At 30.1% G+C, this 12,549-nt stretch carries 10 protein-coding genes; 4 read left to right on the top strand and 6 right to left on the bottom strand.

The features are described from left to right. Positions 1–139 precede the first annotated feature (139 nt). Complete coding sequence (locus R9X47_RS16250) at positions 140–1,813, top strand: hypothetical protein (protein ID WP_432662108.1); 1,674 nt, start codon at positions 140–142, stop codon at positions 1,811–1,813. A gap of 55 nt (positions 1,814–1,868) precedes the next feature. Here the strand turns inward: R9X47_RS16250 and gyrA are convergent, their stop codons facing one another. From gyrA to dnaA, 6 genes are all read right to left on the bottom strand, one after another. After that, positions 1,869–4,319 (bottom strand): DNA gyrase subunit A, encoded by a 2,451-nt coding sequence (gene gyrA / locus R9X47_RS16245; RefSeq protein ID WP_432662107.1) that lies wholly within the window; start codon positions 4,317–4,319, stop codon positions 1,869–1,871. A 15-nt stretch (positions 4,320–4,334) separates the two neighbouring features. Further along, positions 4,335–6,248: a DNA topoisomerase (ATP-hydrolyzing) subunit B gene (gene gyrB / locus R9X47_RS16240; protein WP_432662106.1), complete on the bottom strand. Its 1,914-nt coding sequence runs from the start codon at positions 6,246–6,248 to the stop codon at positions 4,335–4,337. A 140-nt stretch (positions 6,249–6,388) separates the two neighbouring features. Further along, entirely contained in the window at positions 6,389–7,513 is a 1,125-nt protein-coding gene (recF, locus tag R9X47_RS16235; RefSeq protein WP_432662105.1) for a DNA replication/repair protein RecF, read from the bottom strand. Positions 7,514–7,524: 11 nt separating this feature from the next. Then, positions 7,525–7,737, bottom strand: coding sequence for an RNA-binding S4 domain-containing protein (locus R9X47_RS16230; protein WP_432662104.1), 213 nt, complete (start codon positions 7,735–7,737; stop codon positions 7,525–7,527). Positions 7,738–8,054: 317 nt separating this feature from the next. After that, a complete protein-coding gene (gene dnaN / locus R9X47_RS16225; RefSeq protein ID WP_432662103.1) occupies positions 8,055–9,158 on the bottom strand; it encodes a DNA polymerase III subunit beta in 1,104 nt (367 codons plus the stop codon). 281 nt (positions 9,159–9,439) lie between these two features. Further along, complete coding sequence (dnaA, locus tag R9X47_RS16220; RefSeq protein WP_432662102.1) at positions 9,440–10,777, bottom strand: chromosomal replication initiator protein DnaA; 1,338 nt, start codon at positions 10,775–10,777, stop codon at positions 9,440–9,442. A gap of 966 nt (positions 10,778–11,743) precedes the next feature. On the opposite strand from dnaA, the gene rpmH reads away from it, so the two are divergent. The 3 genes from rpmH to yidD are packed head-to-tail and all read left to right on the top strand — an operon-like array spanning position 11,744 to position 12,497. Beyond that, positions 11,744–11,878, top strand: a complete 135-nt coding sequence (gene rpmH / locus R9X47_RS16215) for a 50S ribosomal protein L34 (RefSeq protein WP_432662101.1) — start codon at positions 11,744–11,746, stop codon at positions 11,876–11,878. A gap of 54 nt (positions 11,879–11,932) precedes the next feature. Further along, on the top strand, positions 11,933–12,271 hold the full coding sequence (rnpA, locus tag R9X47_RS16210; RefSeq protein ID WP_432662100.1) for a ribonuclease P protein component: 339 nt from the start codon (positions 11,933–11,935) through the stop codon (positions 12,269–12,271). A gap of 4 nt (positions 12,272–12,275) precedes the next feature. After that, positions 12,276–12,497: a membrane protein insertion efficiency factor YidD gene (yidD, locus tag R9X47_RS16205; RefSeq protein ID WP_432662099.1), complete on the top strand. Its 222-nt coding sequence runs from the start codon at positions 12,276–12,278 to the stop codon at positions 12,495–12,497. Positions 12,498–12,549: the final 52 nt, after the last annotated feature.

Below are 12,549 nucleotides of genomic sequence, written 5' to 3'. Positions count from 1 at the left end.
TGTAAAATTTTTCTATATAATTTAATTATATCTATTTTTTTGAGCTATACATATATACTTAAGGTGGTGATTAGTTTTTTCAATGATTGTAGATTTTTAAATCTTACTATATTTTGATTTTTACAGGGGGGGAATATTCATGCTAAAACTTATGAAAAACTGGAAGTTCATATTTCTATTTACTCTTCTACTTCTTTATTTAACATATTTTGGAGTAGTTTATGAAAATGAACTAGAGTTGCCTTCAGAAAATTGGAGTAGAAATCTCTCATTAACTGAATTCAAGGTTGATAGTATTAGTAATACCATGTCAAATAATAATATCTTTTCATTACCTCTTATTGATAAAAATGCTTTTTTGACACTTTGGTTTGAGAATAATACTATTAACTATTTAGAGACAAACGATATAGGAGTTGTTACTTTAAAGGGAACTCTAGATTTAAATACAAAGTCAGTTAGGAAAATCAGAGGAATATTAAAAGGCGATATTATTGCTTTATATATCTTAGAAAATAAAGAGCTTAAAGAGTATGAACTGAATGCTAATACTAAAGAAATTATTTCAAACAAAATAATCGCAACGCAGATCAAGGATTTTATAGTAGAAAATGATTTATTTATGTATTCGGATGACAATAGCTTTAATTTAATCGATTCCTCAGGTAAAATTGAAACAATTGAAAATATAAAGGCTGAAAGATATGAAGTCACTAAAGATCTAAATAATGAATTGTATCATATAGTTTTATATGAAAAAACGAATATTGGAGATAAATTCCTTAATTACCTAACCTATAATTTAAAGAGTAATAATCTCACTAGGCATAAGTTAACTAGCCTCGGAAACTCTACAAAGATGTCTTTAAATCGTGTTGATATAGGGCTGATCAATGATACTATAAATATATTGGCTTCTGTAACGGATAATAGATTTGCAGTCAATACCTTACACCATTTTAAGTTTTCACCCGATGATCCTTCAAGTTTCTCAAAAAACACATTAAATATAGATAGTTTAACAAATAGCTTAATTCCTAGTCCTCAAATTTTAAAAAATGAAAAAAATAGTCTAACCTTTATAGCATCGGGAAATATAATTAAAGGTAAAGATACGGAAACAATTAATTTAATTAAGTATACATTAGATGATAAAGGTAATTTAGTAGATCAAAAGCTCTTAACTAAAACTAACTCTACATCTTTAAATCCATATTATTTTACCTTAAATGGTCATAACTACTTGGTATCTACTGATATTAATGGAAAGGATAAACAAATTTTACTGTCAAGTGATAACGGTGACGTAATTAATGCCTCAAAAAAATTAACTGGCAGAGAGATGACTGATTTATTTATGGCTACCTTTACAAGTCTAGTCCCTACTGCCTTTATATCTTTAATATCAGTTATGAATATATTTGTACCAATTATATTATTTATATTTATAGTTTCAGTAGTAAATCTAAGATTAATAGAAAACTATTCTACAAAAATGTTTATTATTATTCTAGTACTTCATTCAGCTTTAAAGGCTTCCTTTTCAACTAGATATATTTTAAGTAATTCTGAGGTTTATAACTTTTTACCTAGCTTCTTAAAGAATCCATTAAGCTTATATTTTTTATTAGCTCTAGGAACTTTAATCGCATTATATTGCCTTAAGATGTTCTTAGAAAGTAGTAAGCATAGAAGACATTTGATTAAATCATATTCATTCTTTGCCTTTATAGATCTAGCTATTTTTACATTTTTGACTACCCCATATATATACTCATACTTACTTTTCACTTATAAAATAAACCTTTCATAATATATTAAATAACATAAAAAAAGTGAGATATACTCAATGTATATCTCACTTTTTATTATGCTTTTGTTATCTGTTCTTCTTCAATATTTTCTGCTACCTTTGCTATAGAAACTACGCTATCATCTTCCTTAATTCTCATTAAGGTTACTCCCCTAGTGCTTCTACCAAATCTTGATATTCCTTTAACTTCAAGTCTTATTACAATACCTGAAGTATTTATAATCATTATCTCATCATTATCATTAACAATTTTAGAACCTACTAGTCTACCGGTTTTCTTACTTATGCTATAGGTTTTGATTCCTTTACCGCCCCTAGTCTGGATTCTATACTCTTCTAGTGAAGTTCTTTTTCCATAGCCATTTTCACTAACTACTAATAGATCAGTTCCTTCATCTACTAGCCCCATCTCAACTACATAATCATTTTCATTTAGGCTAATAGCTTTAACTCCCCTTGCTGCTCTTCCCATGTTTCTTACATCATTTTCACTGAATCTAATTGACATAGCATCTACAGTTACTAGAATAAGCTCTTTATTTCCATCGGTTAATTTAACACTTATGAGCTCATCTCCATCCTTAATACCCATAGCAATTAGTCCAGCTTTCCTTGAAGTATTGAATTGGGATAATTCTGATTTCTTAATCATTCCATATTTAGTTGCCATAACTAAATAATCGCCTTCAGAGAATTCTTTAATAGGGATTATTGCGGTAATCTTTTCATTAGGTTCTAAATATAAAAGATTTACAATATTTGTACCCTTAGCCTGTCTCTTTGCTTCGGGAATTTCATAGGCCTTTAGTCTATGAACCTTTCCAAAATTAGTGAAGAATAGTATATAGTTATGGGTAGATGTAATAAATATGTTTTCAACGAAATCCTCTTCCTTTGTTGAAAGACCAGATACCCCTTTGCCACCCCTTCTTTGACTGCTGTAGGTTGTAGCAGGTACCCTTTTAATATATCCTAGATGAGTTAATGTAATAAATACATCTTCTTCATCTATTAGGTCTTCTATATCTATATCATCTTCATTAAAAGATATATTTGTTCTTCTTTCATCACTATATTTTTCTCTTATTTCAATTAATTCATCTTTAATAATATTCATAAGAAGTCTTTCATTTGAAAGGATTTCTCTTAATCTAGTTATAGTCATAATTAATTCTTCGTATTCTGCATCAATCTTGTCTCTTTCAAGACCTGTAAGCTTTTGAAGTCTCATATCAAGTATTGCCTGTGCTTGAATTTCAGACAGGTTAAAGTTCTTCATTAAGCCTTCTTTAGCCTCTGCAACATTTTTAGATCCTCTTATCAGGCTTATTATGGCATCTATATTATCAAGTGCTATCTTTAAACCTTCTAAGATATGAGCCCTAGCTTCAGCCTTTTTAAGATCATACTGAGTTCTTCTTGTTACAACTTCTTTCTGATGCTTTAAGTAGTAACTTAGCATTTGGTAAAGGTTTAAAACCTTTGGTTGCCCATCAACAAGGGCTATCATGTTTATGCTAAATGTTGTTTGCAGTTGTGAATGCTTATATAATTTATTTAGAACTACATTAGCATTAACATCCTTCTTAAGTTCAATAACAACCCTTATACCATTTCTATCACTTTCGTCCCTAAGGTCGGTTATTCCTTCAATCTTCTTATTTCTTACTAGATCTGCTATTCCTTCAATCATTTTAGATTTATTTACCTGATAAGGAATCTCATTAACTATTATTGCACTCTTGCCTTTACCTATATCTTCAATATCAACCTTTGATCTTACTGTTACCTTCCCTCTACCACTTCTATAGGCATCCTTTATAGCTTCCTTGCCCATTATTATTGCCCCGGTAGGGAAGTCAGGGCCCTTAACTATACTAATTATATCCTCTATACCTACATCAGGATCATCTATCATCTTAACAGCTGCATCAATAACTTCTCCTAGATTATGAGGAGGTATAGATGTAGCCATACCTACTGCTATACCATTAGAACCATTTACAAGTAGGTTAGGATATCTACTCGGTAGAACTGAAGGTTCCTTTAGGGTTTCATCAAAGTTAGGTGTGTAATCTACAGTCTCCTTGTCTATATCTCTAAGCATTTCTACAGAAAGCTTAGTAAGCTTTGCCTCAGTATATCTCATTGCTGCGGCTCCATCACCATCAATAGAACCAAAGTTCCCATGTCCATTTACCAGCATATATCTAGTAGAAAAGTCTTGAGCAAGCCTTACCATAGCATTATATATAGAACTATCTCCATGGGGATGGTACTTACCCATGGTATCCCCGACAATACGAGCTGATTTTCTATGGGCTTTTTCTGGAGCTAAACCTAACTCATCCATTGCATACAATATTCTTCTATGAACTGGTTTAAGTCCGTCCCTTACGTCTGGAAGGGCTCTACTTACAATTACACTCATAGCATAATCTATATAGGATTTTTTCATTTCATCTGAAATATCTATTTGTATAATATTTCCTTTGTTTTCCTCCATCTAAATCCCCCTCCTTTATATATCTAGATTACTTACATATCTTGCATTTGACTCTATAAATTCTCTACGTGGTGCAACCTTATCACCCATTAAAGTTGTAAATACTTCATCGGCTAAAATTGCATCATCTACAGTTACTCTAATTATTGTTCTCCTCTCAGGATCCATTGTTGTATCCCAAAGCTGTTCAGGATTCATTTCTCCAAGACCCTTATATCTTTGTAAGGATATACCTTTTCTTCCTATCTCAGCTAATAATTTCTCTAATTCTCTATCATTATAAACATAATGTTCAGCTCTACCCTTTTTAACCTTGTAAAGTGGTGGTTGGGCTATATATACATATCCTTCCTCTATAAGAGGTCTCATATATCTAAAGAAGAATGTTAATAGAAGAGTCCTAATATGGGCCCCATCAACATCGGCATCGGTCATTATAACGATCTTATGGTATCTTAGTTTACTTGCATCGAATTCGTCTCCTATACCGCATCCAAAGGCCGTAATCATAGCTCTTATTTCGTTATAGTTAAGGATTTTAACAAGACTCGCCTTCTCAACATTCATTATTTTACCTCTCAGTGGTAAAATAGCTTGAATGCTTCTATCTCTCCCCTGTTTAGCAGAACCACCCGCCGAATCTCCCTCGACTAGGAATACTTCACATTTAGAAGGGTCTCTTTCTGAACAGTCTGCAAGCTTTCCTGGAAGGGTCATACCATCTAATGCACCCTTTCTTCTTGTAAGCTCCCTTGCTTTTTTAGCTGCTTCTCTAGCCTTTGCAGATCTAGTACATTTATCAATAATAATCTTAGCATCTGAAGGATTTTCTTCTAAAAAAGTGGCAATAGTTTCAGAAGATATAGATTCTGAAATACCTCTTATTTCACTATTTCCAAGCTTTGTCTTAGTTTGACCTTCGAATTGGGGCTCCGTCAATTTGACAGATATTATTGCTGTCATACCTTCTCTAATATCTTCACCTTGGAAATTACTATCTTTTTCCTTTAGAAAATTATTTTTTCTAGCATAATCATTTATCACTCTCGTAAGAGCACTTTTAAATCCACTTAGATGGGTACCACCCTCATGGGTATTAATATTATTGGCAAAGGTAAATATATTTTCTGAATATGCATCGGTGTATTGTAGGGCTATTTCTATTACAGTACCATCCTTTTCACCCTCATTATAAATAACGTTAGGATGTATTTCATTCCTATTCTTATTTAGATGTTTAACGAATTCCTTAATTCCGCCTTCATAGTAAAACTCTGACCTTTTTTCTTGTTCAGCTCTTTTATCTTCAAGAATTATTCTTATACCTTTATTTAAAAAAGCTAGTTCTCTAAGTCTGTGTTCAAGGGTTTCAAATTTAAAGGTTGTCTCTTCAAATATTTCGTTATCAGGCTTAAATCTACTGGTAGTTCCAGTTATATCTGATTTCCCAATAACTTCAAGTTCAGTTATAGTTTTACCTCTCTCATATCTTTGCTTATATATCTTACCATCTCTTTTTACTTCAACTTCAAACCACTCTGACAAAGCATTTACAACAGATGCACCAACACCGTGAAGCCCACCGGAAACCTTATAGCCTCCTCCACCAAATTTACCACCTGCATGTAGTACTGTATGAATAACCTCTACAGCTGGCTTATTCATTTTAGGATGTAAATCAACGGGCATTCCTCTACCGTCATCTGATACACTTATTGAACCATCTTCATTTATGGCAATCTCAATATTCTTACAATAACCAGCTAAAGCTTCATCAACACTGTTATCAACTATCTCTTCTACTAAGTGATGAAGTCCTCTAGGTCCAGTTGTACCAATGTACATTCCAGGTCTTTTTCTAACAGCCTCGAGACCTTCTAATACTTGAATCTGCTGAGCATTATACTCTTGAGTAACTTTTTCAGCCATTTGTTTTCCTCCTGACTATATATATAAACTTTTTTGGGCTTTTATTGTAGGTCATTTTTTCTAGGAAAATCTGACCAAAACGAAGAGGGGTCAATGCCCTCTGAGTTTTTATTTTACTATATAGAACGTACTTATAAATACTAATTTAAAACATCATCTTTGATAATATTACCATTCGATATTTTAAAAATATTTCCCTCATTAACAATAGGAATCATAAGCTCTGGTATCTCGGTTATTGTTATAAAGGTTTGAACATTTTTTAAACTTTTTATTAGGAAGTTTTGTCTGTTTATATCTAATTCAGACATTACATCATCAAGTAGAAGGATCGGATATTCTCCTACCTCACCTTTAATTATCTCTATTTCAGATAACTTAAGGGACAACGCAGCGGTTCTCTGCTGGCCCTGTGAACCAAATATTCTTATATCCTTATCTTCTATATACACTCCAAGATCATCTTTATGTGGTCCTACCGTTGTAAAACCCCTCTTTATGTCAATCTCAATCTTTTTTTCTAGTTTCTTCTTGAAATTTTTATAAACTTCGTCATGACTAGATTTATTATCAATATCTATATTACTTAAATACTTTATTTCTAAATTTTCTCTACCATCTGTAATTTTTCTATGCATTAGCCTACTTAAAGAGTTTAATCTATTTATAAACTCCATTCTTTTAAATATAACTCCCGTCCCATATTCTACCAATTTCTCATCCCAAATATCAATAGTTTTTAGTAATTTTCTATTATAGGATATATTTTTCAATAAATTATTCCTCTGAAGCAATACTTTATTGTAGGACATTATATCATAATAGTATTTTCTATTTATATGTGAAATTTCTCTATCTATAAATCTTCTTCTTTCAGATGGGCCACCCTTTATAAGTTTTAAATCCTCGGGAGAAAAAATAACTATGTAGATGTTTCCAAGTAATTCTGAGAGCTTAGTTAAGCTTAATCCATTCGTTTTTATTTGCTTTTTCTTATTATTCCATAATCTAAACTCTACGGAAACTTCGCTATGTCTCTTTGTCCCCTCAACTTTTACATAAGCCATATCACTATCTATATTTATGAGCTCTTTATCTTTATTTGTTCTAAAGGATTTACCAAAACCTGTTAAATATATAGCTTCCAATATATTTGTTTTTCCTTGGGCGTTATTACCTATGAAAATATTAAGCTTTTCATGAAGATTTATATCTAAACTACTATAGTTTCTAAAGTTAACTATCTTCAATTTGCTAATAAACACATAGAGCACCTCTATTTTTTTAATACTTTAATTTGCATATCCTCAATTTCAACTATATCTTCATGCTTTATTTTCTTTCCTCTTTGCAAAACTATTTCTCCGTTAACTTTAACCAAACCTTCTTTTATTATAATTTTTGCTTCTCCACCTGAACCTACAATATTGGCAAACTTTAAAAGCTGATCTATCCTTATAAATTCAGTTTCAATAAAGATTTTTTCCAAAATCTTACCTCCTTAGGTTATATTACAGGTCAATACCTATTTTATATTAATTACGTGATTTTGTAATTAGATAATTTGTACTATGAACTGTATAAAACAAAATTTAAGTCCTCCATTTACTATGAGGACTTGTTCTATCTTTGAGAATAACCAAGTTTTGATTAAAATATATCCTCTATAGAGATTCCAGTCAAAACTTTAATTTATACATATCAAAAATCCACAGAAACATTGGATATTTTTATATGTATAAATTAAGATTTACTTGGAACTCTCTCTAAAAGAGTATCTAATATACTTTAAATCATTTTTTTATATTACTTTGATAATCTAACAGGTAGTAATAAATAGATATAGTTATCATTATCCGTTGGTTTCATTATACACGGACTTACACCTGTAGTGAATTCTAAGTATATTTCTTCACTATCTATAACTTTTAGAGCTTCTAATAGATATTTTGAATTAAAGCCTATATCTATATCTTCTCCTTCTAACTCAATACTAACCTCTTCATTAACACTTCCTATTTCAACATTTGAGCTGACATTCATAATCTCATCTTTTATAGAAAACTTAATCAGATTATTTTTTCCTTCTTTAGCTAAAAGTGATGCTCTTTCTATACTATCAAGTAAATTTTTAGTACTTACCTTAGCCTTTGATTTAAATTCCTTTGGTATAATTTGATCATAATTTATAAATTCACCTTCAAGTAATCTAGAAATGATTCTTATTTCATCAATAGTAAACAATATATGTTTATCAGTAAAGGATATGTGTATTTCTCCTTCTGATTCATTTCCTAATATTCTATTTATCTCGTTTAAGGTTTTACTCGGAATAACTGCTTTATTTTCGATATCTGAGTTTAAATATGCTTTTCTAAGAGCCAATCTATATCCGTCTATTGCGACCATTGATATATTTCTATTTCCAATTTCAATTAAAGAACCAGTTAGTATAGGTCTAGTTTCGTCCTGTGATGTTGCGAAAATAGTTTGTCTAATCATGTTTTTAAATAAGTCTTGACCTATAACATAGGTATTTTCTTCTTCAACGAAGGGTAATTCTGGAAATTCCATAGCCGGTTGCCCAACTAATTTGAAATCCGAATTTTCACATCTTATAAAAACATTATTTTGACTATCTACTTCTAACTCTATATCTGAATTGGGAAGCTTTCTTATAATATCTCCAAATAATCTCGATGATATTACTATTGAACCTTCTCTTATAATTTTTGTTTCAATATAGTTTTCAATACCTATATCTAAATCGTTACCAACCAACTTAAGTTGATCATCTTTTGCCTCTAAAAGGATCCCTTTTAATATTGGTAAAGTTGTTTTAGTAGATACAGCTTTTTGAACTATATTTACTGCTGAAGATAGCTGTTTCTGTGAACATATAATTTTCATTGTGGAAAACCTCCTTTGATGAAGAATAAAATAAATATATTAAAAATAGTTAGTAATAGTAGTAGGGCCTGTTAGTTTGTGGATAAGGCATTATGAGCAAGATATACAAAAAGATAGAGCTGTTAAAAAGCTTGTTAATAAAAACTGTATAAAAAACTGTTTATCCACAGAAAATATTGTATTATATCCCTTGAAAGTTATCAACAGGTTATGCAATTCTTTTAAACAAAAATCTGTTGATTAAATTTGCTTTTGAAATACTATCTAAAAAATAAGCAAATTTATTCTTCACCTTGAATTTCTTTTACTATTTTTTCTATTCTATTCTTAAAATCATTGTCTGCTTTTATATCCTTGCTTATCTTATCATAAGCATGGATTACGGTTGTATGATCACGTCCGCCGAATTCTTCACCTATTTTAGGTAGAGATAGATCCGTAAGTTCTCTACATATATACATTGCTATTTGTCTTGGGTATGTTATTGATCTTGTCCTTCTTTTTGAATTTAAGTCTTCAACTTTAACATTATGGTTTTGAGCCACAATATCTTTAATATACGAGATTGTAATCTGCTTAGGCTTTGAAGATGATATTATATCCTTAAGAGCTTCATTTGCTAAGTCGATGGAAACATCCTTATTTGTTAAGGATGAATAGGCTGATATTCTTATTAAAGCTCCCTCTAACTCACGGATGTTTGACTTAATCTTTTTAGCTATAAAATGAAGAACCTCATTTTCAATATCTATATTTTCTAATTCAGCCTTTTTTCTAAGTATTGCAATTCTTGTCTCAAAATCAGGGGCCTGTATATCTGTTATAAGTCCCCACTCAAACCTAGATCTAAGCCTGTCTTCTAAGGTAGGTATCTCCTTTGGAGGTCTATCACTTGATATAATTAGCTGCTTATTAGCTTCATATAGGGCATTAAATGTATGGAAGAACTCTTCTTGAGTCCTTTCTTTACCAGCGATAAATTGAATATCATCTATTAAAAGAACGTCTACAGTTCTATATTTGTTTCTAAACTCTACATTTTTATCATCCTTAATTGAGTTAATCAATTCGTTAGTAAATTTTTCAGATGATACGTATACTACCTTAGTATTTGGATTTTGACCAAGGGTATAATGTCCAATAGCATGCATTAAATGGGTTTTACCTAGTCCTACGCCTCCGTAGATAAAGAGGGGATTGTAGGCTTTAGCAGGAGTTTCTGCTACAGCTAGTGAAGCTGCGTGGGCAAACCTATTGCTGTTACCTATAACAAAGGTATCAAATACATATTTAGGGTTGAGATTAGGTGACTCAAAAAAATTAACTTCCTTATTATCGTTGTTCTTAGTTAAATTATTAAAATCATCACTACCAGGAATTATAAATTCTATCTTAAAATCCTGAGAAGTTATTTGTTTTATTGCATTAGTTATAAGAGTCATATATCTGGTTTCTAATATCCCCTTATTAAAATCATTAGGAACACCTAATATAATTCTCTTACCCGTTATGGATATAGGTTCTAATGATTTTAACCATGTGTTGTAGCTAACCTCAGTTAATTCAGTTTTAATCAGTTTCAAGGTTTGATCCCAGATTTCATGAAGGTTAAAACTCATATTACATAATCCTCCTAATTTTTTTCTAAATAAAAATGAAAAATAAAGCTAAAAATGTAATTAAAATGATAAATCAAGCATAAAAATAATTGAACAAGCCGTACAATTAATGTAAAAAAAATTACTACATATTATATAAAGGAAATATTAGTTCTATAATTTCCTATGTATTATAAAAAATTTTAAATTAAAATACTTAGTAATGATTAAAATTAAAAAAAGTAGGAAAAATAAGAATGTAGATTTATAATTATATAATAAAATGGATAAAATTTTTGTAGTAATCCACAATAAATCCACAGAAAATGTTGATAATATGAATTGTAAGTGAAAAAATTAGTTAAAAAAATAATTAACATTAAATTTTAATTATTTGTGGAAAAAAATTTAATGAAAAATATAAATATATATAATTAACATTATCTACAAAATCAAATTAAAGTTATTAACAAGGTAAATAAATGATTTGAAGTACTTTATGTTAATAAAGTTAATGTTATACACAAGTTTATCCACAAATTGTGTATAATTCACACTATTTTAAATAATTATCCACTTATCAACAGGGTCTATCTAATAATATCAAATATACGATAGTTATTCAATTAAAAAGAATAAATTATCCACAATAAATAATATTTGTGAATAATTTTTCCACATATGCTATAAAATCTTAGTTTTTATTGAGTTAATTATGCAATTTACTCGATTAATTAAGGACTGAAAAGAATATGAGAAGCCTTAACAAATTTAAGTAAGTAGTTTATTCAAGTTCACTTCTTAAGCATGAAAAATTAAATAGTAAAAGTTGCATAATTCATAGTTAGTAGAGGTATTTTTTTCAATTTAATAAATTCCTTGACACGAATTGCTTATAAAGGTATAATTATTTAGCGGACTTTTACATTGTGAATGTAACTATTTTGAATATAAATACTCATGCAGAGCTCGAAGGAGGTGTAGAACTTGAAAAGAACGTATCAACCTAAGAAGAGACAAAGAAAAAAGGAACATGGTTTTAGAAAGAGAATGAGTTCTAAGGCTGGAAAGAATGTACTTAAGAAACGTAGAAGAAGAGGAAGAAAGAGATTGACTGCTTAAGGCCGCTGATAGTGGCCTTTTTCTGTAATTAAGAAGGCTTGTGGAGGCAATCTAATGTCTGACATAGAAAGACTAAAAAAAAATACAGATTTTAAAAATGTATATAATAAGGGAAAGTCAATTGCTGACAAGTATATTGTTATATGTTATTTAAAAAACAATATGGATATAACAAGAGTTGGATTTACAGCTAGTAAAAAGGTTGGAAAAAGTGTTACAAGAAATAGAGCCAGAAGATTAATGAAAGAAGGCTTTAGAAGCCTTAGTAAAGATGTTAAGGGTGGTTACGATATAGTTTTTATTGCTAGAGCCCGCATAAAAGATGCAGTCTATCACGAGGTAGAGAAATCTATGAAAAGAGTGATAAAAAAAGCTGTAAAAAATATGAATTAGTGAAATGGGTGTAGCTGTGAAAAGAATATTAGTTGGTTTAATAATAGGATATAGAAGGTATATATCGCCCCTTAAGAAACCAAGCTGTAGATTTTATCCGACCTGTTCGCAGTATGCACTAGATGCAATTAATAAATATGGAGCTTTTAAGGGTTTCAAATTGAGTTTAATTCGAATATTGAAGTGTCATCCTTTTCACCCAGGAGGTTATGACCCTTTGAAATGATAAATAACCCCAGATTATTCATAGAAAGTTTAAAAATGTCTAAAAAATTTTG

Origin of the sequence: Wukongibacter baidiensis, from assembly GCF_050888315.1 — a bacterium.
GTDB lineage: Bacteria > Bacillota > Clostridia > Peptostreptococcales > Caminicellaceae > Wukongibacter > Wukongibacter baidiensis.
This window is presented reverse-complemented; position numbering and strand designations above follow the sequence as displayed.

Bases quoted from the DNA above. Each gene is read 5' to 3' on its own strand.
- yidD (WP_432662099.1), top strand. From the start codon at position 12,276: ATGGGTGTAGCTGTGAAAAGAATATTAGTTGGTTTAATAATAGGATAT.
- dnaA (WP_432662102.1), bottom strand. From the start codon at position 10,777: ATGAGTTTTAACCTTCATGAAATCTGGGATCAAACCTTGAAACTGATT.
- gyrB (WP_432662106.1), bottom strand. From the start codon at position 6,248: ATGGCTGAAAAAGTTACTCAAGAGTATAATGCTCAGCAGATTCAAGTA.
- R9X47_RS16250 (WP_432662108.1), top strand. From the start codon at position 140: ATGCTAAAACTTATGAAAAACTGGAAGTTCATATTTCTATTTACTCTT.
- gyrA (WP_432662107.1), bottom strand. From the start codon at position 4,319: ATGGAGGAAAACAAAGGAAATATTATACAAATAGATATTTCAGATGAA.
- rnpA (WP_432662100.1), top strand. From the start codon at position 11,933: ATGTCTGACATAGAAAGACTAAAAAAAAATACAGATTTTAAAAATGTA.
- dnaN (WP_432662103.1), bottom strand. From the start codon at position 9,158: ATGAAAATTATATGTTCACAGAAACAGCTATCTTCAGCAGTAAATATA.